This window comes from Burkholderia sp. AU45388 (assembly GCF_030481585.1).
GTDB classification, from domain to species: domain Bacteria; phylum Pseudomonadota; class Gammaproteobacteria; order Burkholderiales; family Burkholderiaceae; genus Burkholderia; species Burkholderia sola.
Map to the genome: position 1 here is coordinate 119,906 of NZ_JAUJPV010000005.1, position 26,274 is coordinate 146,179.

The 26,274-nt window shown below is 68.3% G+C and carries 26 protein-coding genes; 10 read left to right on the top strand and 16 right to left on the bottom strand.

The window, feature by feature from the left end:
- Positions 1 to 87: 87 nt before the first annotated feature.
- Together treA and QZM72_RS12090 are read right to left on the bottom strand one after the other, a co-directional pair.
- Positions 88 to 1,806, bottom strand: a complete 1,719-nt coding sequence (gene treA, locus QZM72_RS12085) for an alpha,alpha-trehalase TreA (protein ID WP_301738185.1) — start codon at positions 1,804 to 1,806, stop codon at positions 88 to 90.
- 139 nt (positions 1,807 to 1,945) lie between these two features.
- Positions 1,946 to 2,575: a TetR/AcrR family transcriptional regulator gene (locus tag QZM72_RS12090; RefSeq protein WP_301738186.1), complete on the bottom strand. Its 630-nt coding sequence runs from the start codon at positions 2,573 to 2,575 to the stop codon at positions 1,946 to 1,948.
- 386 nt (positions 2,576 to 2,961) lie between these two features.
- Between QZM72_RS12090 and QZM72_RS12095 the strand changes: the two genes are divergently transcribed.
- Positions 2,962 to 4,350 (top strand): MFS transporter, encoded by a 1,389-nt coding sequence (locus QZM72_RS12095; RefSeq protein ID WP_089470231.1) that lies wholly within the window; start codon positions 2,962 to 2,964, stop codon positions 4,348 to 4,350.
- Positions 4,351 to 4,706: 356 nt separating this feature from the next.
- The gene (locus QZM72_RS12100; RefSeq protein WP_301738187.1) at positions 4,707 to 5,918 is read left to right on the top strand and encodes a winged helix-turn-helix domain-containing protein; all 1,212 of its coding nucleotides are present in this window, start codon (positions 4,707 to 4,709) and stop codon (positions 5,916 to 5,918) included.
- A gap of 21 nt (positions 5,919 to 5,939) precedes the next feature.
- Here QZM72_RS12100 and fabI read toward each other — a convergent pair whose 3' ends face one another.
- From fabI to QZM72_RS12120, 4 genes are read right to left on the bottom strand one after another with little or no spacing between them, the layout of a single operon-like run.
- On the bottom strand, positions 5,940 to 6,698 hold the full coding sequence (fabI, locus tag QZM72_RS12105) for an enoyl-ACP reductase FabI (protein WP_301738188.1): 759 nt from the start codon (positions 6,696 to 6,698) through the stop codon (positions 5,940 to 5,942).
- Positions 6,699 to 6,715: 17 nt separating this feature from the next.
- Complete coding sequence (locus QZM72_RS12110; RefSeq protein WP_301738189.1) at positions 6,716 to 7,837, bottom strand: alpha/beta fold hydrolase; 1,122 nt, start codon at positions 7,835 to 7,837, stop codon at positions 6,716 to 6,718.
- Between the two features lie 8 nt (positions 7,838 to 7,845).
- Positions 7,846 to 9,054, bottom strand: coding sequence for an acetate/propionate family kinase (locus tag QZM72_RS12115; protein WP_301738190.1), 1,209 nt, complete (start codon positions 9,052 to 9,054; stop codon positions 7,846 to 7,848).
- 10 nt (positions 9,055 to 9,064) lie between these two features.
- Positions 9,065 to 10,186 (bottom strand): phosphate acetyltransferase, encoded by a 1,122-nt coding sequence (locus tag QZM72_RS12120; protein WP_301738191.1) that lies wholly within the window; start codon positions 10,184 to 10,186, stop codon positions 9,065 to 9,067.
- On the opposite strand from QZM72_RS12120, the gene atpG reads away from it, so the two are divergent.
- Both atpG and atpC read left to right on the top strand, forming a co-directional pair.
- Positions 10,181 to 11,050 carry an ATP synthase F1 subunit gamma gene (atpG, locus tag QZM72_RS12125; protein WP_301738192.1) on the top strand — a complete coding sequence of 290 codons (870 nt, stop codon included), beginning with the start codon at positions 10,181 to 10,183 and terminating at the stop codon, positions 11,048 to 11,050. The genes QZM72_RS12120 and atpG overlap by 6 nt on opposite strands.
- Positions 11,051 to 11,060: 10 nt before the next feature.
- Positions 11,061 to 11,519: an ATP synthase F1 subunit epsilon gene (gene atpC, locus QZM72_RS12130; protein ID WP_301738193.1), complete on the top strand. Its 459-nt coding sequence runs from the start codon at positions 11,061 to 11,063 to the stop codon at positions 11,517 to 11,519.
- A 29-nt stretch (positions 11,520 to 11,548) separates the two neighbouring features.
- Here the strand turns inward: atpC and QZM72_RS12135 are convergent, their stop codons facing one another.
- Together QZM72_RS12135 and QZM72_RS12140 are read right to left on the bottom strand one after the other, a co-directional pair.
- Positions 11,549 to 11,767, bottom strand: a complete 219-nt coding sequence (locus tag QZM72_RS12135; RefSeq protein ID WP_006480837.1) for a DUF1653 domain-containing protein — start codon at positions 11,765 to 11,767, stop codon at positions 11,549 to 11,551.
- Between the two features lie 57 nt (positions 11,768 to 11,824).
- Positions 11,825 to 12,268, bottom strand: a complete 444-nt coding sequence (locus tag QZM72_RS12140; RefSeq protein ID WP_301738194.1) for a GNAT family N-acetyltransferase — start codon at positions 12,266 to 12,268, stop codon at positions 11,825 to 11,827.
- Between the two features lie 160 nt (positions 12,269 to 12,428).
- Between QZM72_RS12140 and QZM72_RS12145 the strand changes: the two genes are divergently transcribed.
- Both QZM72_RS12145 and QZM72_RS12150 read left to right on the top strand, forming a co-directional pair.
- The gene (locus QZM72_RS12145) at positions 12,429 to 13,052 is read left to right on the top strand and encodes an HAD hydrolase-like protein (RefSeq protein ID WP_301738195.1); all 624 of its coding nucleotides are present in this window, start codon (positions 12,429 to 12,431) and stop codon (positions 13,050 to 13,052) included.
- A 408-nt stretch (positions 13,053 to 13,460) separates the two neighbouring features.
- Positions 13,461 to 14,039: a DUF4142 domain-containing protein gene (locus QZM72_RS12150; RefSeq protein WP_301738196.1), complete on the top strand. Its 579-nt coding sequence runs from the start codon at positions 13,461 to 13,463 to the stop codon at positions 14,037 to 14,039.
- 123 nt (positions 14,040 to 14,162) lie between these two features.
- Here QZM72_RS12150 and QZM72_RS12155 read toward each other — a convergent pair whose 3' ends face one another.
- Together QZM72_RS12155 and QZM72_RS12160 are read right to left on the bottom strand one after the other, a co-directional pair.
- Positions 14,163 to 14,762 carry a GNAT family N-acetyltransferase gene (locus QZM72_RS12155; protein WP_301738197.1) on the bottom strand — a complete coding sequence of 200 codons (600 nt, stop codon included), beginning with the start codon at positions 14,760 to 14,762 and terminating at the stop codon, positions 14,163 to 14,165.
- Between the two features lie 77 nt (positions 14,763 to 14,839).
- Positions 14,840 to 15,754: a LysR family transcriptional regulator gene (locus tag QZM72_RS12160; RefSeq protein WP_089470242.1), complete on the bottom strand. Its 915-nt coding sequence runs from the start codon at positions 15,752 to 15,754 to the stop codon at positions 14,840 to 14,842.
- A 108-nt stretch (positions 15,755 to 15,862) separates the two neighbouring features.
- Here QZM72_RS12160 and lysA point away from each other — a divergent pair, with 108 nt between their 5' ends.
- Complete coding sequence (lysA, locus tag QZM72_RS12165) at positions 15,863 to 17,101, top strand: diaminopimelate decarboxylase (RefSeq protein ID WP_301738199.1); 1,239 nt, start codon at positions 15,863 to 15,865, stop codon at positions 17,099 to 17,101.
- Between the two features lie 96 nt (positions 17,102 to 17,197).
- Here the strand turns inward: lysA and QZM72_RS12170 are convergent, their stop codons facing one another.
- The gene (locus QZM72_RS12170; RefSeq protein WP_089470620.1) at positions 17,198 to 18,085 is read right to left on the bottom strand and encodes a DMT family transporter; all 888 of its coding nucleotides are present in this window, start codon (positions 18,083 to 18,085) and stop codon (positions 17,198 to 17,200) included.
- A 124-nt stretch (positions 18,086 to 18,209) separates the two neighbouring features.
- On the opposite strand from QZM72_RS12170, the gene QZM72_RS12175 reads away from it, so the two are divergent.
- Positions 18,210 to 19,685, top strand: a complete 1,476-nt coding sequence (locus QZM72_RS12175) for a PLP-dependent aminotransferase family protein (RefSeq protein ID WP_089470244.1) — start codon at positions 18,210 to 18,212, stop codon at positions 19,683 to 19,685.
- A gap of 42 nt (positions 19,686 to 19,727) precedes the next feature.
- On the opposite strand, the gene QZM72_RS12180 is transcribed toward QZM72_RS12175, so the two are convergent.
- On the bottom strand, positions 19,728 to 21,161 hold the full coding sequence (locus QZM72_RS12180) for a nicotinate phosphoribosyltransferase (RefSeq protein ID WP_089470245.1): 1,434 nt from the start codon (positions 21,159 to 21,161) through the stop codon (positions 19,728 to 19,730).
- 73 nt (positions 21,162 to 21,234) lie between these two features.
- The gene (locus QZM72_RS12185; RefSeq protein ID WP_069617299.1) at positions 21,235 to 22,275 is read right to left on the bottom strand and encodes a bifunctional nicotinamide-nucleotide adenylyltransferase/Nudix hydroxylase; all 1,041 of its coding nucleotides are present in this window, start codon (positions 22,273 to 22,275) and stop codon (positions 21,235 to 21,237) included.
- Positions 22,276 to 22,466: 191 nt separating this feature from the next.
- On the opposite strand from QZM72_RS12185, the gene QZM72_RS12190 reads away from it, so the two are divergent.
- Positions 22,467 to 22,919, top strand: a complete 453-nt coding sequence (locus tag QZM72_RS12190) for a type II toxin-antitoxin system RatA family toxin (protein ID WP_089470246.1) — start codon at positions 22,467 to 22,469, stop codon at positions 22,917 to 22,919.
- Positions 22,920 to 23,066: 147 nt separating this feature from the next.
- A complete protein-coding gene (locus tag QZM72_RS12195) occupies positions 23,067 to 23,954 on the top strand; it encodes a DUF4261 domain-containing protein (protein WP_089470247.1) in 888 nt (295 codons plus the stop codon).
- Positions 23,955 to 24,220: 266 nt separating this feature from the next.
- On the opposite strand, the gene speD is transcribed toward QZM72_RS12195, so the two are convergent.
- The 3 genes from speD to QZM72_RS12210 are packed head-to-tail and all read right to left on the bottom strand — an operon-like array spanning position 24,221 to position 26,270.
- Complete coding sequence (gene speD, locus QZM72_RS12200) at positions 24,221 to 24,604, bottom strand: adenosylmethionine decarboxylase (RefSeq protein ID WP_089470248.1); 384 nt, start codon at positions 24,602 to 24,604, stop codon at positions 24,221 to 24,223.
- Positions 24,601 to 24,750: a hypothetical protein gene (locus QZM72_RS12205; protein ID WP_179233498.1), complete on the bottom strand. Its 150-nt coding sequence runs from the start codon at positions 24,748 to 24,750 to the stop codon at positions 24,601 to 24,603. Before QZM72_RS12205 ends, speD begins: the two co-directional genes overlap by 4 nt.
- Positions 24,747 to 26,270 (bottom strand): DUF4178 domain-containing protein, encoded by a 1,524-nt coding sequence (locus QZM72_RS12210; RefSeq protein ID WP_089470249.1) that lies wholly within the window; start codon positions 26,268 to 26,270, stop codon positions 24,747 to 24,749. The genes QZM72_RS12205 and QZM72_RS12210 overlap by 4 nt, the downstream gene beginning before the upstream one ends.
- Between the last annotated feature and the right edge of the window lie 4 nt (positions 26,271 to 26,274).

Consider the following 26,274-nt stretch of genomic DNA (forward strand, 5'->3'; position numbering starts at 1 on the left):
CATAAAAACACGGGCCGGCCAGGCGCTTGCGCGACCGGCCGGCCCGTGCGTCGGGTTGCAATGCGGGCACGCGGCACGCGCCGTGCATTACTCGCCGTACAGCCCCAGCAGCTTCAGCGTCACGCCGTTGGTCCAGCCGAAGCCGTCCTGCAGCGGATATTCGCCGCCCCCGCCGCCGCCCGTGCCGGCGCCCTCGACCACGTACTTCTCGACGAGCTTGCCTTCGGCCGCGTACACCTGCTTCACGTCGGACAGGAAACGCGTGCCGATGTCCTTCGCGAGCGCCGGTTCGCCGTATCGGCGCAGCCCGTCGATCGCGATCCACTGCAGCGGCGCCCAGCCGTTCGGCGCATCCCACTGCTGGCCCGTGTTCTCGGTCGTCGTCGCGAGGCCGCCCGGCTGCAGCAGCGTCTTGCGCACTTCGCGCGCGGTCGCCTTCGCACGCTCCGGCCACGCGACGCCCGCGAACAGCGGATACAGCGCGGCCGCCGTCACGCCGTCGCGCGGCTTGCGCAACTGCCAGTCATAGTCGCCGTAATAGCCGCGACGGTTCCACAGGTAGTGATTGATCGCGGCCGCACGCCGTCCAGCCCGCGCCGAGAAATCGGCCACGCAGGCGATGTCGCGCGTGACCGCGCAGCCCTTCACGATCGTCGTCTCGAGATGGAACATCAGGCTGTTCAGGTCGACCGGCACGATCGAGGTCGTGCGGATCGTCGCGAGCGTCTTGCCGTCGCCGAACCAGCGCGAGCTGTAGTCCCAGCCGCTTTCGGCGCCCGCGCGCAGATCGCGGTACACCTCGTTTGCCGGACGGGACGGCACCGATTTCGCGGTCGTCACGTCCTCGAGATACGACTCGTCGCGCGGCGTGTCGCGCGCATCCCAGTAGCGGTTCAGCACGGCGCCGTCGGGCATCGCGACCACGTTGCGCGCCGCCTGCCCGCGCGGCGTCGTGGTTTCGCCCTGCATCCAGTACGCGTACTCCTTGCGCAGCGCCGGCAGGTATTTCTGGTAGACCTTGTCGCCTTCGACCTGCGCGGCGAGCGTGACCATGTACGCGAAGAACGGCGGCTGCGAACGGCTCACGTAGTACGTGCGATTGCCGTTCGGGATGTGCCCGACCGTATCGATCAGGTATGCGAAGTTGTCGAGCATGTCGTCGACGAGATCCTCGCGCCCCGACACCTGCAGCCCGAGCATCGTGAAATAGGTGTCCCAGTAGTAGCCTTCGCGGAAGCGGCCTCCCGGCACGACGTACGGCTTCGGCAGCGGAATCAGCGAACTGTACGGGAGCGCCGTGGTGCTCGTGCGCGTGAGCTGCGGCCACAGCCAGTCGATGTGCTGGCGCAGCGTCTGGTTCGGCGGCGGTGTCACGCCGCCTTCCGGGGGCGGCGTGAAATGCTGGTCGACGAACGCCTTCAGCGAGAAGCCCGGCTGCGATTTCTGTTGCTGATACAACTGCACGATCGTCGCGGGATCGGTATCGGGCGTGGCGTCGACGAAGGTCTTCTGGTCGGGATAGAGCTGCGCGGTCTGCACCGCGACGAACAGGTCGCCGTAGAGCTGGCTCGGCGGCGGCAGCAGCGTGCCGGATGCGGGAGCGGGCACGGCTGCGGATGTGGCCGGCAACGCGGACTGGCTGGCCGCTTGCGCGGCGCCCTGGTGCGCATTGTCGGCCTGCGCGGCGCAGCCGGCGACGGCGAGATAGGCGATGGCCAGTGCGGCGGCCCAGCGCGGACGCGGCGCGGGCGGTGACTGACGCGACGGGAAGCGAGATGCAAGCGGTGCGGCACGACGTGACGTCATGGCGTGTCCCCTCCTTTCGAATGGTGAGTGGATCGGCACGAGGTCTCGTTCGCGCGCGCGTTCGTCTCGATGGCCTTCGATCGATACGCGTCATGTGTTGTGGTGCGAATGGGCCTGACTGTCGCACGAAACATGCATGTCAAGCAAGTTTCGATTCGCGCGACTCCCGGAGATAACCGCGTACCGCCCGCCACGCACGCGCTTCGAGCGCATCCGCATCGGTCTCGCCGCGCGCGCCCGCCGCATCGACGATGCCTTTCACGATCGCGAGCAGATCGTGCGCGACGACGTCGGGCGCGGCGACGCGCGGCGCATCGCGCAGCCCGAGCGCATGCAGCAAGGTCGCGTGGATGCGGTCCGCGACGCGTGCGGCGCGAACGCCGAGCGGCAACCGCGCCTCCTCGAAATCGATCAGCCGCGCGAGCGCCGGCCGGCGCATCTGGTGCGCGACGGCGCCGCGCACCAGCGTGCGCAGCACGTCGTCGCAAGACGACAGCGCGGCCGCCCGGTCGACGTCGTCGAGCAGATGCGCGCTCTCGCGCTCGACGAGCGCGACCGTCAGCGCATCGCGGTTCGGGAAGTATTGATAGAGCGAGCCGATGCTCACGCCGGCCAGCGCGGCGACCGCGTTCGTCGTGTAACCGTCGAAACCGTCGCGCTCCAGAACGCGGGCGGCGGCCTCGACGATCGCATCGACCGTGGCCACCGAGCGGCGCTGGCGCGGCGCCTTGCGCGGCGAAAGCGGAATGCGCGACGACGATTCGGACATGGCGGGAAGGCAGCCTTGGAATGTGAGCAAGCGCTCATATTCTAGAAACGCACGGCCACGCCGTCAAAAGAAATCGACATGACCGGGCCAACGTCGATCCTTCTGCGCGCATTCCAGCTCGAACGCGCGGTCGACCTGCCGCGCGACACGCGGTTCGGAGATCGCCGCGTCGCCCTCCTGCCTCGCGTCGAAAACGCGTGCGCATCGCTACGACGATGCTGCGTTGTTCATCGCCCAGGCAGCGCATCGCTCGCACGTGCGCGGTCGTCCTTTCCGCGCCATTCGCCGGAAAAGACGACTGTTGCAACATGCGGAACAACTGTTGTCGTACGTGACGCAGCGGTCACATTGTGGGCATAATGGCGCCTTTACCGCGCGCCCTGCCCATGTCGCCCGTCTTTCTAGCACCGCTCATCGTTGCCTGTGCGTTGTTCATGGAAAGCGTCGACGCGAACATCATCGTCACCGCGCTGCCCGCGATGGCGAGGGACTTCGGGCACAACCCCGTCACGCTGAACATCGCGATCACGGCCTACGTGGTCGGTCTGGGCGTGTTCATCCCGATCTGCGGCTGGCTCGCCGACCGCTTCAGCGCGCGCGCCGTGTTCCGCACCGCGATCGGCATCTTCGTCGTCGGCTCGCTGATGTGCGCGGCGTCCAACTCCCTCGGCGTGCTCACGTTCGCACGCTTCATCCAGGGCGTAGGCGGCGCGATGATGGTGCCGGTCGGCCGCATCATCATCTTCCGCGCGGTGCCGCGCGCCGATCTCGTGCGCGCGATGAACTACCTCGCGATCCCCGCGCTGTTCGGGCCCACGGTCGGGCCGCTTGTCGGCGGCTTCATCACGACCTATCTGCACTGGCGGATGATCTTCTTCATCAACGTGCCGATCGGCCTCTACGGGATCTACCTCGCGAGCAAGCACATCGCGAACACGCACGAGCCCGATCCGGGCCCGCTCGACTGGTTCGGCTTCCTGCTGTCGGCCAGCGGCGCCGCGCTGCTGCTGATGGGTCTCACGCTGATCGACGGTTCGCTCACGTCGCGCTCGAACGCCGTCATCATGTGCGCGGCGGGCGCCGCGATGCTCGCGCTGTACGTGCCGTACGCGCGCCGCAAGGAGCGGCCGGTGCTCGACCTCAGTTTCCTGAAGATCCCGACCTACCACGCGAGCGTCGTCGGCGGCTCGCTGTTCCGCATCGGGCTCGGCGCGGTGCCGTTCCTGCTGCCGCTCGCGCTGCAGGAAGGGCTCGGCATGAGCGCATTCCACTCGGGGCTCATCACGTGCGCGTCCGCGCTCGGCGGCGCGGTGAGCCGCTCGACCGCCACGCATACGCTGCGCCGCTTCGGCTTTCGCACGGTGCTGATCTACAACGCGGCATTCGCGGGCCTCGCGATCGCCGCGTACGGCGTGTTCCATCCCGGCATGGCGACCTGGGCGATCTGGCTGATCGTGCTCGTCGGCGGCATCTTCCCCGCGCTGCAGTTCACGAGCCTGAATTCGATGATCTACGCGGACATCTCGCCGCGCGACGCAGGCCGCGCGACGAGCCTCGGCAGCGTCGTCCAGCAGATGTCGCTCGGCCTCGGCGTGACGGTGGCCGGCCTCGTGCTGCACGTGTCGCACTGGCTCCAGGGCCACCAGACGATGATGTGGTCGGATTTCTGGCCGGCGTTCCTCGTGGTCGGGCTGTGCTCGTTCGCGTCGATTCCGATCACGCGCCGGCTGCCGCCCGGCGCCGGCGACGAAGTCGCGCGCGGCAAGCGGGCATAAGCGGCCGGCGCGGCGGCGTGGCCTGTCGCGCGGCAACGGACGAAAACCGGAAAAACAAAAAAATCAGCGGACATCCACACGGGGCCGGTGCACAGCCGCATGGATGTCCGCTCAGGGCTCCGGGTCTCCCGATGGGGGTCGGGAATCCCGGATTCGCTTCCTGCGTGCCATGGACATATGTGCGTCGGAAGCGGAATCGTTGCGCGCATTTGTCGTCGCGCCATGAACTGCACTATAGGGAAACTTGCAAAACGCATCTGTCAACCATTGTCAGACGCGTTGCAATCGCACGTCGCACGCGCGCGCCGCTTTCGCGCTAAAGTGGTTCCCGATCGCCATCCTCGACCGTCCCGCCGATGCTCACGCTCTCGCCTGCCGCCGCCCGCGCCCTCCATCTCGCCGCACAGGGCCTGCTCACACCGCCGCGCCGCAAGGCGACCAAGTCCGACGTGCTCGACACGATCCGCCGGATGGCGCAGTTGCAGATCGACACCATCCACGTCGTCGCGCGCAGCCCGTATCTCGTGCTGTTCAGCCGTCTCGGCGATTTCCCGCCGCACTGGCTCGACGAACATCTCGCCGAGGCGCGCCTGTTCGAATACTGGTCGCACGAAGCGTGTTTCCTGCCGATCGAGCAGTTCGGGCTGATGCGCTACAAGATGCTCGATCCGTCGGGGATGGGCTGGAAATATGCGGCCGAATGGCACGAGCAGAATCGTACGGAGATCGAACGGTTGCTCGCGCGGATTCGCGAGGAAGGCCCGGTGCGGTCGGCCGATTTCGCGCGCGAGGATGGCGTGAAGGGCAACGGCTGGTGGGATCGCAAGCCCGAGAAGCGCCACCTGGAAGTGCTGTTCACGACGGGCGACCTGATGGTGTCGGAGCGCCGCAATTTCCAGCGCGTGTACGACGTGCGCGAGCGCGTGCTGCCCGACTGGGACGATGCGCGCGACGTGCCGCCGCGCGATGCGGTGCTGCCGGCGCTGCTCGACTATACGTGCCGCGCGCTCGGCGTCGTGCGCGCGGACTGGGTGGCCGACTACTATCGGCTGCCGCGCCGTTCGTACCGCGCGGAGCTGGAGCGGCTCGCCGAGGCCGGCGACCTGATACCGGTGCAGATCGACGACTGGAAGGAGCCGGCCTACGTGCACCGCTCGCTCGACACGTTGCTGCCTGCCGCCGCGGCCGACACGCTGCGCTCGACGGTCACGACGCTGCTGTCGCCGTTCGACCCGGTCGTGTGGGACCGGCGGCGCGCGTCGACGCTGTTCGGTTTCGACTACACGATCGAGTGCTATACGCCCGAGCACAAGCGACGCTACGGCTATTTCTGCCTGCCCGTGCTGCATCGTGGCCGGCTGGTCGGCCGCGTCGATGCGAAAGCGCATCGCACGCTCGGCACGTTCGAACTGAAGGCCGTGCACGTCGAGCCCGGCGTGCGGTTCGGCACCGGGCTCGCGGCCGACGTCGCGAAGGCCGTGAAGAAACTCGCGGCGTGGCACGGCACGCCGGAGGTCACGGTCGGCCACGCGCCACCGGCCCTCGTGCAGGCATTCGCGCGGCCCTGAACACCGCGTGCCGCGGGCGCGTCAGAGCATGTGCATGCCGGCGTCGACATAGTGCGTGCCGCCCGTGATCGCCCGTGCGCCGTCGCTGGCGAGAAACGCGCAGAACGCGCCAACGTCGTCGATGTCGAGCGCGTGATGCAGCGGCGCCCGGCGTGCGGTGTCGTCGAGCAGCCGGCCGAAGTCCGGCAGGCCCGACGCCGCGCGCGTGGGCAGCACGCCCGGCGAAATCGCGTTGACGCGAATGCCCGCGCCGCCGAGTTCGGCCGCCAGATACCGCACGCTCGCCTCGAGCGCGGCCTTCACCGGCCCCATCACCCCGTAGTTCGCGACGACCTGCTCCGCGCCGAGATAGCTCATCGCCATCAGGCTGCCGCCGCGCGTCATCAGCGGCTCGGCGAGCCTCGCCATCCGGATGAACGAATGGCACGAGGTATCCATCGCCAGCGAGAAGCCCTCCGGCGAACTGTCGACCACGCGGCCCTGCAGATCGGCCTTCGGTGCATACGCAACCGAATGCAGCACGAAGTCGATCTCGCCCCACTGCGCCGCGATCGCGTGGAACACCGCCGCCATCTGGTCGGGCTGCCCGACGTCGAGCGGCATCCGGATCGGCGCGTCGAGTTGCGCGAACAGCGGCTCGACGTGCGGCAAGGTCTTGTCCGACTGCCAGGTCACCGCGAGCGTGGCGCCCGCCCGGCAAAACGCGCGCGCGCATCCCCACGCGATGCTCTGTGCGTTCGCGATGCCGACGACGAGCCCACGCTTGTGTCGCAACGTCATGTCGCCCCCGTGTCGATCTAGCGCTGCGCCGCGATCCACCGCGCGATGTCGGGCCACACCGTCGTCAGCGTGCGCGACCCCATGAACAGGCCGATATGGCCGCCCGGCACGAGCCGGCTCTCGATCCGCGACGCGGGCGTCCCGAGAAGATCGCGCGCGCCGAACACCTGCTCCGGCGTCGTGATGTCGTCGGCCTCGCCGGCGAGCAGATAGACCGGGCACGCGACGTCCTTCAGGTCGAGCGTGCGCCCGAGCGCGACGAACGTGCCCTTCGCGAGCCGGTTCTCCTTGAAGATCTGCACGATCGCCTGCAGGTACCAGCGCCCCGGCAGGTCGATCGGGCTTTCGTACCAGTTCGCGAACACCTCGCGCTTGCGCAGGTAGTCGGGATCGTCGAGATGCTCGTACAGGTCGACGTGCTCGGCGAGATAGTGCTGGTCGGGATGCATGTTCTTCCAGCCGCGCAGCATGAAGCGCCCGCGCATCAGCCCGCCGCCCATCGTGACGAGTTCTTCGTAGAACGACGTCGGATACGTGTGCACCATCCGCTTGATCGGGCCGTCGCCCGCGTCGGTGTCGATCGGCGAGCCGGCCAGCACGAGGCTCGCGACCTTGTGCGGGAAACGCGCCGCATACATCGCCGACATCCAGCCGCCCTGACACAGGCCGACGAGATTCACGCGGCCGCCGAGTTCGTCGACGCACACGTTCAGCTCGGCCAGATACTGGTCGATCTCGAGGTCCTTCATGTCCTCGGTGGCCGAGCGCCAGTCGGTCAGGTACGGACGCGTCACGCCGTGCTCGCGCAGCGTCTGCATCAGGCTCTGCCCCGGCTGGTAGTCGGCGATCATCGCGCTGTGCCCCGCGTACGGCGCATCGACGATCGTCGGCAGCCCGTGCGCCGGCGCGGCCGAATAATCGCGAAACGTCATCGTCCGCAGCGCCAGCAACGGCCGGTTCGCCGATGCCAGCGCCGGATGTGCTTCGAAATGGAGTTTCTCCTCTTCCGCGAGGAAGCGGAGATTGCGCGCCGTGATCTCGGAGCCGGCCGCAAACAACGCCGTGGCGGCGGCCATCGGCCAGAAAATCGGCAGCGCGGGGGCGCTGACGGCAGGGGAAGGCGTGTCGCGTGCTGTCATCGGAGGTCTCAGCGGGTCGGATACGGCGTGGAAGGGATCGCGTCGTCCAGCACGCGGCGCGTGTGCCGCGCGATCATCAGGTTCTCGTCGGTCGGGATCACGCGCACCGTCACCCGCGACGCGTCGCTCGAAATCACCGGCAGGCCGGCGGCGTTCGCCGCGTCGTCGAGCACGATGCCGAGCCACGCGGCGCGGCGGCAGACCCGTTCGCGCACTTGCGGCGCGTGCTCGCCGATGCCCGCCGTGAACACGAGCGTATCGAGACCGCCCAGCACGCCGGCCAACGCGGCAAGCTCGCGGGCCGCGCGATAGGCGAACAGCTCGACCGCATGCGCGGCCGACGGTGCGTCGCTCGCGAGCAGCGTGCGCATGTCGCTCGACACGCCGGACACGCCGAGCAAGCCCGATTCGGCATAGATCAGATGCTCGACCTCGTCGAGCGACCGGCCTGCGTGACGCTGCAGATACAGGATCACGCCCGGGTCCAGCGCGCCCGTGCGCGTGCCCATCGGCAGCCCGTCGACGGCCGTGAAGCCCATCGTCGTCGCGACGCTGCGGCCGTTCTCGAGCGCACACAGGCTCGCGCCGTTGCCGAGGTGCGCGACGACCGTGCGTTGCCGCCCCCACGACGGATCGAGGGCCGCGAGCGCCGTCGCGATGTACTCGTACGACAGCCCGTGAAACCCGTAGCGGACGATGCCCTGTTCGGTCAGCGCGCGCGGCAACGCGAACTCCCGTTCGAGCGCCGGCACTGTCGCATGGAACGCGGTGTCGAAACACGCGACCTGCGGCAGGTTCGGCGCAACCGCGGCAACCGCGCGAATCGCGTCGACGTGATGCGGCTGGTGCAGCGGCGCGAGCGGCGAAAGCGACGCGATCGCATCGAGCACGCGCGCGTCGATCCGCACCGGCGCGGTGAAATACGGGCCGCCATGCACGACCCGGTGCCCGACGCCGTCGAACGCGGCCTCCCGCCCGACGTGCGCGGCGAACCACGCGTGCAGCGCCTCGATCGCGCCTTGATGCCCCGGTCGCGCGACGGGGCTGTCGACGAGCGTCGCGCCGTGCGCGTCGGCCACGAACAGATGCGGCGTGTCATGCAGGTTCTCGACCTGCCCGTGCAGGCCCGCATCGAGCGAACGATCGTCGCGCGTGTCGTAGACCGAGAACTTGAGGCTCGACGAGCCGGCGTTGAGCACCAGGACGGGATGTCGCATCGCGGCCTCGTCAGTGTGCGTCGGCCGCAACCGCCGGCGCATCCACGGGCGTCGCCGTCTCGCGCGCCGCCGCCGCGACGAGCGCCGCGACCGCGCAGCTCGCGAGGCGCGTGCGCTCGCTGTCGGCGCGACTCGTCAGGATCACCGGCACGCGCGCGCCGAGCACGATGCCGGCCGCATCGGCATTCGCGAGGAACGTCAGCTCCTTCGCGAGCATGTTGCCGGCCTCGAGGTCCGGCACGAGCAGGATGTCCGCATCGCCCGCGACCGCGGAGCCGAGATGCTTGAGCCGCGCGGCCTCCGGGCTGATCGCGTTGTCGAACGCGAGCGGCCCGTCGAGCAGCGCGCCGGTGATCTGGCCGCGCTCGGCCATCTTGCACAGCGCGGCCGCGTCGAGCGTCGACGGCAGCTTCGAGCTGACCGTCTCGACCGCCGACAGGATCGCCACCTTCGGCCGGGCGATGCCGAGCGCATGCGCGAGATCGATCGCGTTCTGCGCGATGTCGGCCTTCTGCTCGAGCGTCGGACGGATATTGACGGCCGCGTCGGTGATGAACAGCGGCTTCGGGTAAGTCGGCACGTCCATGATGAACACGTGGCTCAGGCGCCGCCCGGTGCGCAGCCCCGTATCGGCGCGCACGACTTCCGCCAGCAACTCGTCGGTGTGCAGGCTGCCCTTCATCAGCGCCTGTGCGTCGCCCGCGCGCACCAGCTCGACGGCACGCGCCGCCGACGCATGACTGTGCGGCGCGTCCACGAGCCGATAGCCGGACAGGTCGACACCGAGCGTCGCGGCGAGCCTCGTGATCCGCGCCACCGGGCCGACCAGCACGGGCACGATGATGCCGGCCCGGGCCGCCTCGGCCGCCGCGTGCAGCGATACCTCGTCGCACGGATGCGCGACCGCGACCGTCACCGGGCGCAATGCGCGGCAGCGCGCAATCAGCGCGTCGTATTTCTGATGCGTGCGCAACTCGGTCATCGACTGCCCCTTCGCGAGGATCATGTGAACGGATTCTGGTGCGGGACCGGGCGAAGTCGTTTGATTTCCGTCAATCGTTTCAGGTGAAGTCCCGATAGCATGAATCCGCACGATGACATCCGGACGGCCGCGAGCCCCCCTGACATGCACATACGCGAAATCCGCGCGAAGATCGCCAGTACCTCGTCCACGCGCAAGATCACCAAGGCGATGGAAATGATGGCGCGCACCAAGATGGCGAGCGCGCAGCGACGCGCGCGCGAATTCCGCCCGTACGCGGCGCGCATCGGCGCGATGGCGGAACGCGTGCTGCGCGACCGTCCCGACCACGTATCGGCGCTGATGGCGCGACGCGACACCGTGCGCCGCGTCGGCTTGATCGTCGTCAGCACCGATCGCGGGCTGTGCGGGCCGCTCAACGCGCGGCTGCTCGTCGAGTGCGTGGATGCGCTCGAACGCTGGGACCGGGCCGGCGTCGCGTGCGAACTGAGCGTGATCGGCGCGCGCGGCCTCGCGCCGCTGCTGCGCCACGGCGCGACCATTGCCGCACGCGCGAGCGGCCTGGCCGCCGAGCCGCACTTCGAGCAGTTGCTCGGTGCGCTGCTCGTGCCGCTGACCGCGTTCGTCAACGGCGAGCTCGACGAAGTGCACATCGCGTACAACCGGCTGACGAGCCCGCTCGCGTACGAGCCGCGCATCGATGCAATGCTGCCGATCGTGGGGCTCGACACCGCCGCGCCGACCGACGGCGCGCCCGCGTCCGACTATCTGTACGAGCCCGCGCCCAGACCGGTCGTCGACACGTTGCTGCTGCGCTACGTCGAGGCGATGCTCTATCAGGCCGTCGTCGAGAACCACGCATGCGAGCAATGCGCGCGGATGTTCAGCATGCAGACCGCGACGGACAACGCCGACCGCGTGTTGCGCGAACTGCGGCACCTGTACCAGAAAACGCGACAGGCGCAGATCACCACCGAGCTGTGCGAAATCGTCGCCGGCGCGGCGGCAGTCTGAAGGAGTACGCATGAAGACGTCGATGAAGCTCGACATCGTCAGCGTGGAAGCGGTGCTGTATGCCGGCGACGCGCATTTCGTCGTCGTTCCGGGGGAAAGCGGAGAACTGGGGATCTACCCGCACCACGCGCCGCTGCTCACGCGGATCCGGCCGGGCGTCGTGATGCTCGTCGATGCGCCGACCGGCGAACATCGCCGCCTGCTCGTCGCGGGCGGCGTGCTGGAAGTGAGCCGCGACGGCGTGACACTGATCGCCGATCACGCGTTGCGCACGCCGGAGCTCGACGATCTGCGCGCGCGGGAAGCACGGCATGCGGCCGACGACTGGCGCCGGCGCTACGCGCACGAAAACCGGCGGGCGTTCGATTTCGCGTCGGCCCGGGTGGAGTTGATGGATGAAATCCGGCGCTTCTTCGCGATGGCGCTGCGGCAACAGGCGTCGCACGACAAGCCGGGCGGCGCCGGCTAGACACCGGCTCCCGCGCCGGTGGCGCGCGCTCAGTCGCGCAGCTTGCGAAAACGCGGCGTGCCGTCTTCGAGATTGCCGTTGAACATCGCTTCCGGTCGCACCCACAGGCCGCGCGCATGCGGCCACAGATGCTCGTAGACGACCACCGATTCTTCGGTTTCGGAGTGGCGGGCAACGCCGATGTAGCGGTACAGGCCGCCCTTGTAGTGGCGGTGCGTCGCGAGTTGTTCGGCTTCCTGTTCGGTCATGGTGGGCAGCTCTTCGGCAAAAACGGAAAGCGCGTATTGTATGCGCTGCGCCGCGCGTCAGCGTTTCGCGTAGATGTCGGGGCGGCGGATCTCCATCAGCCGCTCGGGGTTCGCGGGCGAACCGAAACCGACCGGCCGATAGAGTTCGTGCGCGTCGGTCGTGGCGAGCATGATGCGCCGCAGCCGCTGCACCATCTCCTCCGCGAATATATGGTCGATCAGTGCGCGGCCGTAGCCGTTGCCGCGCTCGGCCGGCAGCACGAACACGTCGCACAGGTAGGCGAACGTCGCGTGATCGGTGACGAGCCGCGCAAACCCGACGAGTCGGTCGCCGACATACGCGCCGAAGCACAGCGAGCCCTCGATCGCCCGCTCGACCACGTCGCGCGGGATGCCCTGCGACCAATACGCGTCGCGATGCAGGAAGTCGAAGATCGCGTCGACGTCGAGTTCGCGCTTGTCGGTGGAAAATCTCAGCGTGGCGGGAGTGGCGGCGGGCACGTCTGTTCTCCGGTTCGGGGGCGGAAGGCGGAGCATCGACGATACCGCGCCGTGGGGCGGGGGACAAGGGGCGCCACGATCCGCGGCGGCCACGTAGCCACATCGCCGGCCTCGATTCGGTGACAATGTCGTCCGCCCGATCAACCTGCCACGCCGCTTCATGACCTACCGCCTCGTCGCCTTCGACTTCGACGGCACGCTCGCCGATTCGCTCGACAGTTTTCTCGCCGCGCTGTCGGAAGCGTCGCGCCTGCACGGCTTTCGCGACGCCACGCCCGAACTGCGTCCCGCGCTGCGCGGGATGTCGGCGCGCGACATCATTCGCGCGCTCGACGTGCCGATGTGGAAAGTGCCGCGCGTGACGATCGACATGCGCCGCCTGATGCGGCCGCGCGTCGCGAACGTGCGGCTCTTTCCCGGCGTCGACGAAACGTTCGACGCGCTCGCCGCGCGCGGCATCCGCATCGCGATCGCCACGTCGAATACCGAGGAGATCGTGCGCGACCGGCTCGGCCCGCGCGCCGGCTCGCGCGTCGACCATTTCGCGTGCGGCATTCCACTGTTCGGCAAGGCGCGCCGTCTGCGCGCGCTCGTACGCGAGGCCGGCGTACGCGCCGACGAAGTGCTGTACGTCGGCGACGAAATCCGCGATGCCGACGCGGCACGCCGCGCACATATCGCGTTCCAGGGCGTCGCGTGGGGCTACACGGCGCCCGACGCGTTGCAGGCACATTGCGCGACGCCGTTGCTGCCGCGCCTCGATGCGCTGCTCGATCGCGTATAACGCTTCATGCACGCCACGCACACGCGCAGCCCACTCGCCTCCGCCACGCCGCCACGGCAATAGCCGCGACGACATCGCGCCGATGAAATGCCGATGACACGTACGCGCATCTCATGCATTGCATGCGCCGCACTCGCGCAAAAATTGCCGCCGCCGCATGCGCATCAGGTACGCGCTACCGGGCTGCACGCGGGCCGATCGATTCGTCTTACCAACCGTTACACAAGCCACAGCACGGTTGCACCTGCCTGCCGACCGCTCTCCTAGAATCAGTCGGGCCGGAAAACACTTCGAACGCCGCCGCGGCAGAGCGACAGTCGAACCCGGCCCGGGCGCGCCCGGTCTCTCGCACAGCGACGGATCGCACGATCCGTTTTTCAACCAGAGCCCCGATCGAAAGGAGGTCCCATGAACCGCTTTCCCCACATTTCGCGCCTTGCCTTGTCTGCCGCCGGCCTGCTTCTCGTCGCCGTGACGGCGACCGCGCAAACCGCACAACCGGCACCCGGCGCATCGGCTGCGCCGGCCGCGACCGCGACGCGCATCCACGAAGCCGACCAGACCTTCATCACCGACGGCACGAAGACCGTGTCGACCCAGCACGACGCCGCGCGCATCGCCGATTCGCGCACGTCGGACAGCCAGGTCAAGGCGTTCGCGCAACGCGTGTCGACCGACGATGCGAAGATCATCCAGGCGATGCGCGCGGCCAGCCCGCGCGGCGTCGACGTGCCGGCCAACGACCCCGACACGACCGTGCTGAACAGCATCAAGAGCCTGCGCGGCGCCGAGTTCGACAAGGCGTATATGGAACAGGTCGCGCTCGCCGGCCAGCAGAAGGCGATCTCGGCGTTCCAGGCCGAAATCGCATCGGGCCGCGACACCAAGCTGAAGGAAGTCGCCCGCCAGGCGCTGCCGATCCTGCAGGCGCACTACGCGGACGCGCAGAAGCTCGCGCAGCGTCATCACCTCGCATCGGCGCAGTAATTCATGCGATGCAGCGCCGCGCATCGTGCGCGGCGCACCGTTTCCCCGCCGTCGCGCCGCCTCCCCTGCCTGCGGAGCGACGCACTTCTCAAGCACCGAGCACCCCGCCTCGCACGTCACCCTTTACGTCGCCAGCTTCGCGTCGAGTCGCGCCCGCACTTCCGGCCATTCGTCGCCGATGATGCTGAAGCGCACCGAGTTGCGCTTGCGGCCATCCGGCATGATCCGTTCGTGACGCACGATGCCCTCCTGTTTCGCACCGAGCCGCAGGATCGCCGCGCGCGATTTCTCGTTCAGCTCGTCCGTCGTGAACTGCACGCGCACGCAGTGCAGCGTGTCGAACGCATAGCCCAGCAGCAACCGCTTCGCTTCGGTATTCGCACGCGTACGCTGCGCCGATTCGCTCAGCCACGTATGGCCGATCTCGAGCTTGCGATTCTTGCGGTCGATCTTCCAGAAGCGCGTGCTGCCGATTACGCGGCCCGATGCGCGATCGACGATCACGAACGGCATCACGGTGCCGGCCGCCCGCCCTTGCAACGCCGCGTCGAGGTAGGCGTCGATCGTCTGCGCGCCCGGCACGACCGTGACCGCCAGGTTCCACAACTCGCCGTCGGCCGCGGCGTCCAGCAGCGCCTGCCGGTCGGACGCATCGAGCGGGCGCAGGACGATACGTGCGCCGGTGAGGGTCGGTTGTTCGACGGAAGACGATGCGTCGGTCATGACGGGATTCCGGAAAACGGCGGCGATGGCAACGATAGCGATGATGACAGCGAAACATCCATCATACGGCGGTGCCGCTAGCCGAGGTGGGCGGCCAGCCGGCGGCGAATCGCCTTCGCTTCGGCGCGCAGCGCATCGGCGAACGCATCGACGAGCAGGTTCTTCGGCCGGTGCTCGGGCACGATCATGCTGACCCGGTACGGAAACGACCGCGTCAGCGGCCGCACGTGCAGGTCGCGGCCGACGAAATCGAGCGCCGTGAGCGGGTTGACGATCGCGGCCCCGAGCCCTTGCCGCACGAACGCGCATACCGACACGGCCGACGGCGTGTCGACCACCGAGCGCGGCGCGACGCCGAGCTGCGCGAACGCCTCGTCGATCAGGATGCGGTACGGATCGTTCAGCGACAGGCTCACGAACGGGCGGTCGGCGAGATCCAGCAGGTCGACCGCATCCTGCGCGAGCAGCGGATGGCCGTCGGGCAGCACGCACACTTCATCGACTTCGAGCAGCGGCGTGAGCACGGTGCCGGCCGGCGCGACGTCGTGCTCGGTCAGCCCGAGGTCGTAGCGTTGGGCAGTGAGCCACTCCTCCAACACCGGCGATTCCTGCGTCGCGACCGACACGCTGACGCCCGCATGCGCGTCGTGAAAGCGCCGGCACGCGCCGGGCAGGATCGCATGCGAGAACGCCGGCAGCGCGATCACCGACAGTTGCCCGTCGCGAAACTCGCGCAGGCGGGCTGCCGTCGCCGCGACGCGCTCGAGCCCCACATACGCGAGCCGCACGTCGTCGAACAACGTGAGCGCGGCCATCGTCGGCCGGAGCCGGCCGTGCGCGCGTTCGAACAGCGCAAAGCCGACGACCTGCTCCATCCGCGTCAGCTCGCGGCTGATCGTCGGCTGCGACGTGTACAGCATCTCGGCCGCGCGGGTCGTGCTGCCGGTAACCATCAGCGCGCGGAAAACCTCGATATGACGGTGCGTCAGCATGATCGTATATATCAACAATGAATCGAATGATGATAAACAGGCATTTTACTGTATAGCCAATCGGGCGCATCATCCGGCTATCCGTTCATTCGATCCGATTCATCCGCCATGTCCCTCGATTCCCGCCAGCTCGCGACGCTCGCGCAGCAATACGGCACCCCGCTGTGGGTGTACGACGCCGACGTCATCCGCGACCGCATCGCCCAACTGCGCCAGTTCGACGTGATCCGCTACGCGCAGAAGGCGAATTCGAACGTCCATATCCTGAAGCTGATGCGCGACGAAGGCGCGTGCGTCGACGCCGTGTCGCTCGGCGAGATCGAGCGCAGCCTCGCGGCCGGGTTCAGTCCCGCAGGCGAGCCGGAAGGCGTCGTGTTCACGGCCGACCTGATCGACCGCCCGACGCTCGCGGCGGTGCTCGAGCACGGCGTGACCGTGAACGCCGGCTCGCTCGACATGCTCGCGCGCATCGGCGAGCACGCGCCCGGCCATCGCGTGTGGCTGCGCGTCAATCCCGGGTTCGGCCACGGCCACAGCAACAAGACCAACACCGGCGGCCCGCAGAGCAAGCACGGCATCTGGATCGACGACGTGCCGCGCGCGATCGAGATCGTGCGCCAGTACGGGCTGAAGCTGGTCGGCATCCACATGCATATCGGTTCGGGCGTCGACTACGGCCACCTGTCGCAGGTGTGCGACGCGATGGTCGATCTCGTCACGTCGCTCGGCCACGACATCGACGCGATCTCGGCCGGCGGCGGCCTGTCGATTCCGTATCGCGACGGCGAGCCGCGCGTCGACGTCGGCCACTACTTCAGCCAGTGGGACGCCGCGCGCAAGCGGATCGAACGGCATCTCGGCCACCCGGTGCGCATCGAGATCGAACCGGGGCGCTTTCTGGTCGCCGAGGCCGGTACGCTCGTCACCGAGGTGCAGGCCGTCAACCGTCGGCCGAAGCACGATTTCGTGCTGATCGACGCGGGCTTCAACGACTTGATGCGCCCGTCGATGTACGGCAGCTATCACGCGGTGTCGGTGCACGCGCACGATGGCGCGCTGCCCGCCGGCCGGCCGCTCGTCGACCTCGCGATCGCCGGGCCGCTGTGCGAATCGGGCGACGTGTTCACGCAGGACGCAGGCGGCGTGGTCACGCACCGCAAGCTCGCGCAGCCGCAGATCGGCGATCTGCTGTTCCTGCACGACGCGGGCGCGTACGGCGCGTCGATGTCCTCGAACTACAACAGCCGGCCGCTCGCGCCGGAAGTGCTGGTCGATCGCGGCACACCGCGGCTGATCCGCCGCCGGCAGACGATCGGCGAGTTGCTCGCGCTCGAAACGTTCGAGTAACGCGCGCCCGGCGTGACGAACGCCGACGGCCAGGCTTGCCGCCAGCCGCGCAGCGGGTAACGTCGGCCCGATGCGCGGCACGCCGCGGCGCCTGCCTTACCCCGCGCGCCGCGCGGGCGCCATCTTCGAGAAGTACTTCGCGCCCGCCACGCAGCCGACCACGACGACCGTCACGACGACCATCGACGGCGGCACCGTCTCGTGCAGCAGCCCGGCCGCGAACAGGAGGCCGAAGAACGGCTGCAGCAGTTGCAACTGGCCGACGCCCGCGATTCCGCCGAGCGCCAGCCCGCGATACCAGAACACGAAGCCGATCAGCATGCTGAACAACGACACGTACGCGAGCCCCCACAGCGCGGCGGCATCGACGCCGTCGAACGACGCGGGCCAGGTCAGCCACGCGAGCGGCAGCATCAGCGGCAGCGACAGCACGAGCGCCCACGAGATCACCTGCCAGCCGCCGAGCTGGCGCGACAACCGCGCGCCTTCCGCATAACCGAGCCCGCACGCGACGATCGCGGCCAGCATCAGCGCATCGCCGACCACCGACGCCTGCCCGCCGTTGCGCAGCGCGAACGCGGCCACCGCGCCGCTGCCGACGATCGAGAAGATCCAGAACGGCAGCCGCGGCCGTTCGCCGCCGCGCCATACGCCGAACAGCGCGGTCGCGAGCGGCAGCAGCCCGACGAACACGATCGCATGCGCCGACGTCACGTGCTTCAGCGCAAGCGCCGTCAACAGCGGGAAACCGACCACGACGCCAAGCGCGACGACGCCCAGCGACACGGCCTCGGCGCGCGACGGCCGCTTCTGCTTCAGCACGACGAGCAGCAGCAGGCCGAGCGCGCCGGCGATCGTCGCGCGGGCAAACGTGAGAAACAGCGGATCGAGCCCTTGCACCGCGACACGTGTCGCGGGCAGCGAGCCACTGAAGATGATGACGCCCAGCATGCCGCTGAGCCATCCGTCGGTCGTCTTTTGCACGGTCAACCCTGAATGGAAAGTGGATGACCGATGATCCGCCGCCGGCGAAAGCGGCGTAAGCTACAGCCCAATACAATTCAGACAAACTGTACTGGACAAACGACCGTACAGTTCATCGTTCGTCATGAGCCCTTCCGCCCCGATGCCCGCTCCGCCCGCCCCGTCGCGCACGCGCGTGGAAACCGTCATGGACACCCTCCACGCGCGGATCGCGAGCCGCGCGCTGATGCCCGGTGCGCGTGTGCCGTCGATCCGGATGATGGCCGACGCGCTCGGCGTATCGAAATCGACCGTCGTCGATGCGTACGAGCGGCTCGCGAGCGAAGGCGTGCTCGTCGCCCGGCGCGGTTCGGGCTTCTACGTGTCGGGCCACGCGCCGCCGCTCGCGCTCGCCGAGCTGGGCCCGCGCCTCGATCGCGAGCTCGATCCGCTGTGGTTGTCGCGCCAGTCGCTCGAAGCGGCGCCGACGTCGGTGAAGCCCGGCTGCGGATGGTTGCCGTCGTCGTGGCTGCCCGACGAAAGCCTGCGCCGCGCGCTGCGCGCCGTGTCGCGCGACGAACCCGACGCGCTGACCGACTACGCGACGCCGCTCGGCCTGCCGGCGCTGCGCCAGCAGCTCGCGTGGCGGCTCGCGCAGCACGGCGTCCACGCGGAGCCCGCGCAGATCATGCTGACCGACGGCGGCACGCATGCGCTCGACCTCGTGTGCCGCCTGCTGCTGGAGCCCGGCGATACAGTCGTGCTCGACGATCCGTGCTACTTCAACTTCCAGGCGCTGCTGCGCGCGCACCGCGCCCGGATCGTCAGCGTGCCGTTCACGCCGAACGGCCCCGGTCTCGTGCGCTTCGAGCAAGTCCTTGCCGAGCATCGACCGCGCCTGTACATCACCAACGCCGCGCTGCACAACCCGACAGGCGCGACGCTCGCGCCGCCCGTCGCGCACCGGCTGCTGACGCTCGCGGCCGAGCACGGCCTGCTGATCGTCGAGGACGACATCTTCGCGGATTTCGAAAGCACGCCCGCGCCGCGCCTCGCGGCATTCGACGGGCTGTCGCGCGTCGTGTCGATCGGCAGCTTCTCGAAGACGCTGTCGGCCGCGATCCGGTGCGGCTATGTCGCCGCGCGGCCGGAATGGATCGACGCGCTCGTCGACCTGAAGCTCGCGACGTCGTTCGGCAATGCGCAGATCGGCGCGAACGTCGTGCATCGGCTGCTGATCGACGGCACGTACCGGCGCCATCTCGACGGCCTGCGCGCGCGTCTTGCGGATGCGATGGGCGAGACGATCCGGCGCCTCGCGCGGGCCGGGCTCGGGATCTGGACGGAGCCGCGCGGCGGGTTGTTCGTATGGGCGCAATTGCCGGACGGGCTCGACGCGGCGCGCGTCGCGCGTCATGCGCTCGACCACGACGTGGTGCTCGCCCCCGGCGACGTGTTCAGCGCGTCGCGCAGCGCGACGTCGTACCTGCGCTTCAACGTGTCGCGCTGCAAGGGGCCCGCCGTGTTCGATGCGCTCGCGCGAGCGATGGATGCGGCGCGGGGAGCGGAGCGCGACGGCGCGCCGGCGGATGCCGGCGGCCGTATACCGGCCGGCAGGTGACGCGCGCCGGCCGTGCCGCGGCGGGTTGCCCCACCGCCTGCGTCACACCTCCCCCGCGTGCGCCCTCGCCCTGACCTCCGCGAACGACGTATCGACGAGCAGACGCCCGGTGTCGAACACCGTCTCGAGCGCCTCGTCCCATTCGCCTTCGAGCGCACGATCGTCCCACGCAACGGGCAGCGTCACCGTCCGATACTCGCCGGTGCGCCAATTGCGCAGCAACGTGAGCCGCCCCTGCTTCGAGCGCTTGCCCTGATCGGTCACCGGATCCTTGCGGACGTCGTGCCACACGCCGCCGCGCCGGATCGCCGAACACTTCATCGCGAAGCGCTGCGTATCGCGGTTCACGCGCTGCAACAACGCACCGCCCATGCCGAACACCACGTTGCCGGCCGCGTAGCCCGCATCGTCGAGCGCGGCGAGGATCGCTTCGATCGACTGCTCGTCGACGCCGTCGCCCTGGATCACGCGCACATGGTTCAGCACGCGCCGCCCCTTGCCGTTCACGGTCGACCCGAACGATGCGTCGAGCGCCCGCACCGTTTGCAGCACGATCGTCACCGGGTCGCCGGAATCGGGACGCACGACGAGCGTCGCGCCCGAATCGATCACCGCCTGCCGAAGTTCGCCGCCCCACAGATCGAGCGCGGCGAACAGATCGTAGGAGTCCGACACGACCGATACGATCGCGCCAGGCAAACCGAAGCGGCTGATCATGTTGCGATACGCATCGGCCTCGCCTTCGCGCCCCCACGACGTGATCGTGCTGTGCTCGGCCGCCGGCACCGAGTAGGCGGCCATCGGCTCGCGATAGAAGCGGTTCGCGGCCAGCACGCCGAGCACCGTGTCCGAACCCATGAAACTCACCAGGTGCGCGGCGCCGCCGATCGCGGCCGATTCCGCGCTCGACACACCGCGCGCACCGAAGTCGTGCAGCTTGAACGGCAGTTGCGCGAGATCGTCGTCGGTCCTGTCGAGGAAGCGACGAATCGTTTGCCGCAAGTGCCAGCTGCGGGTCGCCACCGTCACCGGATACCAGATGCGCAACAGCATCGTCTCGAGATACGACGCGAGCCAGAACACCTGAGGATCGTCGCATTCGATCGTCATGAGCACGTTGTGCACCGGCACGATCGAACCTTCCGGCACCGCGCGGATCTTCACCGGCAGATAGCCGTCGTAGTGCTCGACGATATGACGCCATCCGGCTTCGTTGAACGGCTCGCCGTGCACGGTGAAGAAGTCGCGCGCGTCGTCGATCATCGCGTGCGTGACCGGCTTGCACAGGTACTCCTTCAGCAGCATCTGCAGCCCGAAGAACAGCGTGCGGTCGTAGCGGCCGCCGCGCGATTCGACGTACGAGAACATCGCCGATGCGTCCGGCGGATATTGCAGGAAGTGGGAAGCCTTGTACGAATCCGTGTTGAGAACCGGATTGGCGAGAACCGCGGCAAAGCCGCCGGGATCGTTTTGCATGGCTAGAGCTCCTCTAGGCCGTTGAAGTGCCGCCGCGTCTGTCGCGGCGGACCGAATGCGGGGAATCAGCGCGTCACAGCTTCCCCAGGAAGTGATACGCGATGTCGAAGTGATCCTCGAACATCACGTTGCGCATCTGCGCGAATTCGTTGAGCGGAACCCAGCGCGCCTTGTCGGCGTCGTCGCTGCCCTTCACGCGCGGCAACTCGCCGGTCGGGAAGTTGAACAGGCACGCGTGCGTGATCGTGCGGCCGCGCAGCGAACGCGTCGGGTGATCGAACACCTGGCGATCCTTGATCGAGCCGCGCAGCACGGGCTCCGGCAGCTTGAGGCCAGTTTCCTCGCGCAGCTCGCGAATGCACGCCGCATCGAGCCGTTCGTCCTGGTTCACGAAACCACCCGGCAGCGCCCACAGGCCGCGGCCCGGTTCGCTGCGGCGGCGCACGAGCAGGATATGCCCCGAGTGCACGACCACCGCGTCGACCGTCACGAACGTGACGGGATACGGCGCGGCCGCCCAGGCCTTGCGATACGCGGCGATGAATTCGGCTTCCGACTTCAGTTGCGCGAATTCCGGCTGCGTGCGGAACCGCTCGAGCCAGCCGAACACGGGTTCCGGCACGGCCCACTGCACGAAGCTGTTGGTCCGTTCGGCGAAATACTGGTCGCGGATCTCGGTAGCGGAAATGTCTTCCGTCGCGTCGACGTCGACGAGCTCCCATTGCGGGAACATCCGCAGGTAATACGACGTGGCGTCCTTCTCGTGGCCGATCAGCCCGACCTTGCGCTGCGCGACGTCGCCGAGCGCGCCGGCCACCGCATCCTGCACCCAGCGCACCCAGTCGCCGTCGTTGTAGGTCGAATCCTGCAGCGGGGCGATCGTCACGCGGTCGCGCTCGGACGCGTCGAGCAGCGAGGCCAGCATCTGGCGGCGCTCGTCGAACGAGAACGGATCCTTGATGGTGCGGGGCTTGTCGGTCGATCCGATCAGCACGCACACGCGCTCGGCCCGGCTCAGCGCCGACTTCAGCACGTTCAGGTGACCACGATGCGGAGGCTGGAAACGACCAATGAAAACGAGCGCGTCGAAGCGCCGGTTCTGTTGCGTGCTCATGAGGCTCCCTCAAGAGATTGAAACGCTCCGGGTCTGTCCCGAAGGGTTGAGACAAATCCTAGGGGAATTCCCGAGGTGCGTCAATCGATCCCATTCGAGCGCACGCTCGACTTGACGAAGTCTGACGAAACACAGGTTATTGGCGCGGTACACTCGACTGCATCCCAATCCGAACCCTGGCACCCGCCCTCATGAGGATCTCAGTCAGCCGGACCGTCGGCGTCGATCGCAGACGCCTGTTCACGTGGTCGCAGGATTACGGCCGGCGACTCGTGTGGGACAGTTTTCTCATCGATGCCTATCTGCTCGACGGAACGACCGCCGATGTCGGCGTGGACGCGTTCTGCCGCAGCCAGTCGGGCGCGACGATGGTGTCGCGCTACATCTCGTACCGTCCGCCGCAGGTCGCCGCCGTCGAAATGGTCGAAGGGCCGAAAGTGCTCGAACGCTTCAGCGGCAGCTGGAACTTCACCGAGCGCACGCCCGGGTCGACCGAGGTGAAGTTCACGTACCACTTCCGTGCGCAGCCGTCCTGGCTGCGCTGGCTGCTCGAACCGCTGATCGGCGCGTTCTATCTCGTGCAGACGCGCCGGCGTCTCGATTCGTTCAAGCGCTGGGCCGAGGCGGAAGCGCTGCCGCGCTGATCGGCATGCGCCGGCGCTCGCGCCATCGGATATTTGCCAGATTCGCCGAAGCCGGGGAAACTACGGGCCACCGTCATCCCGACGGCATGCCCTGACCGAGAGAACAGGGCACGCTCCCTGTAACGGCATCGACACAAACATAATCCGATGAGCCTGATATCCCGATTCTTTGGCCGCAAGGAAACGCCCGAAAACCCCGTCGCGCTGGTCGCGGCACCCGACGTCGAGAATCCGCTGAGCGTGGCGGTCGTCTTCGACGGTCCGCTGCAGGTCGACATCGCCGCACTGACGGCTGCGTTGCGCGCGTACCACCCGAGCATGAAGCAGGCACGCGTCGAAACCGAGCCGACGCTGGAGCAGATATTCGGGCTCGCCGGCTGGGGCAACCACGTCGTCCGGCTGGTCGGCTTCGATGCGCCCTATCCGTCCGACGCGCTGGAAACCTGCGTCGCGCCCGCCCACTACGGGCAGGACCTGAAGCAGCAGGTACGCGCGAGCCGCAGCCACGTGATCCTCTACTACGCCGGACATGAAGCGAATCCGCTCGACCAGTATGTCGCGCTGGCGGCCGTCGCCGGCGCGCTGGCCGAACAGAACGGCGTCGCGGTGCTGAACGAGCACGCGCACACGTCGTTGCCGGCCGGCGTCTTCAACGCGAAGGAACTCGGCGAAGAAAGCCTCGACGTGCTGCGCGACATCCCGCTGAACCTGTTCTTCTGCGGCTTCGTGAAATACGAGGTCGAAGGCGTCGAAGGCGTGTGGATGCGCACCTACGGCGCCGACGTGTTCGGCCTGCCCGATTTCGCCGCGCTCGCGGCGGGCCATCACGAAGGCGAACGCTATTCCGGCATCTTCAACAACGTGATGCACTACCTGCTGGACAGCGGCGCGCGGATGCATGCGGGCGAAACGATGCAGGTCGGCACGGAAACGTTCATGAAGCTGCGCGAGCCGCTCGAGAGCGAGTACTACCTGCAAGGGCCCGCACAAGTGCTGGTGGCCGAGCTGATCTCGGCGAACGAAATCAATCGCTGAGACGCACATTGACGCACGGCGTGCGGGGTCGAACGCTCTCTAAACGATCCGCGCGCCGCCACGGCAAATGACGGCTGCGTGACAGTCGCTCGCTCCCCGATGAGGAGATGCCCATGTTCGGCATTCGCGTTGCGCTCACGTTGGCCGTGATCGGCCTGTCGTTGTCGACGTCCCGGTTCGAACGCTAGCGCGTCACGAACGTTTCCGCGCCCGCTTCGCGGCGCAACATCGCTGCCGCGTTGACGACCCAGGTGCGAAATGCGTATTCAAGCCGGCATGCCGCCGCGCGCCACCTGCTGCCGAACCTGCGCGTGCGTGCCGAGCGCCGTGGCGATCGCATCGACCGCATCGGCCGCGCGCGCCGCGCCGCACATGAACGCGTCGACGGCCGCGAAGCGATGCTCGGGCCACGTATGGATCGTGATGTGCGACTCCGCCAGCAGCACGACGCCCGTCACGCCATGCTCGCCGCCGAAGTGATGGAAGTGCGCGCCGATCACGCGCGCGCCGGCCCGTTGCGCCGCGTCGGTGAGGATCGCTTCGAGCCGCGCGGCGTCGCGCAGCAGCGCCGCGTCGATGCCGGCCAGGTCCGCCAGCACGTGCGAGCCGAGTGTCGCGCACGGCGGCGCGATCCCGTCGCGCGCGGTCATTTGTGCGACCCGTACGACGAGTAGCCGCTGCGCGCCGACGAACTGCCCCACCCGCCGCCGCCCGAACCGCCGCCGCCGAGCGACGCGCAACTGAACAGCGTGACGACGATCAGCCCGTAGATGCCATAGAGGATGTAGCGGATCACGCGTTGCCCCCGTCCGACGCAAAGCGCGCCCACAGCCATTCCGGCAGCCACAGCACCAGCAGGCCGACCAGCACGTAGACGGAGCGTCCGGTGAACGAGAACAGCGAGCCCAGATTGAAGATCACGAGCAACGCGCTGAACATGAACGGCAGCGGCGCGAAACTGTGCGGCCCCTTCCTGCCGAACAGGCCCATCGATCCGGTGGCGCCGCTGGCGCCCGCGGCAGCCGCGGTGGCCGTTGCCAGCGCCGGCGTGCCGAAACGCTCGGCGAGCGCGCTGCCCGACAGCGGCCGCGCACGCGACCAGACGATCTCCGCGGCACTGCGCTCGCGCGTGAGCTTGTCCTTCTGCCAGCCGTAATCGACGATCGACGTGCGGTCGCCCGCTTGCACGCGCCAGTTGAATGCCCCGACCACGTAGACGACCTCCGATTCGTATTCCTCGCGCAAACGGTAGGTCTTGCCGCCATCGGTCACGCTGGATTCGCTGCCGATCGTCGGCCAGTGGTCGAGCACCTGCACGCGCTCCCAGCGCCCTTCGCTTTGCACGAGCCACAGGAAGCCGCGCTTCGGGTTCAGCAGCAGGTATTCGTCCCAGGTCTCGGCATCGTCCGGCACGCGACAGCGCATCATGCCGATCACCGTGTACTTCACGCCGTCGAACGTGCCGATCGCGCCGAGTTCGAGCGCGCCCTTCACCGATTCGAGCTTGCGCTGCGCCGCGAACACGGTTTGCTGCTCGGCCGTGCACTGCACGCCCGCATGGCAACTGCCGCACACGACGTAGTCGGCCACGTTCGGCGCATAGGCAAGCGGCGCACCGCAGCTCGGGCACGCAAACGGCACCATCTCGGCGCCGCGTTTCTCGCGCGTATCGTTTTCGGTATCGCGCAATCCCGTGAACGCGAGCGCATCGAATTCCAGCGCCTCGCCCGAATAGACGGCCGGGATGCCGCCGTTCGACTCGGCGTCGGAATAGTCGTAGGTCGCGAAGGCATTGCCGGTGCGCAGGTCGACGACGCGCGCCTCCCAGCCGGCATCGACACGGAACGGCAACTCGCCGTCGCCGCCCGTGCAGCGCGCGGTACGCACGTCGGATACCAGATACGCGCGGCCGCCGTGGTCGATCCGCATACCCGGGTCGAGCGTGCCGAATGCGGGCCATGTGCCGCCTGCCGCATCGTCGGGTTCGCGCACCGTGATCGCGTACTGGCCCGACGCATCCGACAGCCAGCCGAACGCGCCGTCGTCGAACACGACGTACCATTCGCTCCACGCACCGGCGTCGTACGTCATCTGGATGCGGCCGAGCACCGTGAACGCGCGGTTGCCGTAGCGCCCGGCCGTGCCGATCTGGATCGGCGAGGCATCGTCGAGCACCGTGGCCAATTCGCCGATGCGCTCGACGTCGGCGCCGCGCTTGAGCAACGTGCTGCGGCAGAACCCGCAAACGGCCATCACCGCCGCCGCCGAGCGAAACTCGACCGGCGCGCCGCATTGGGGGCACGAGGTACGGAACATGCGT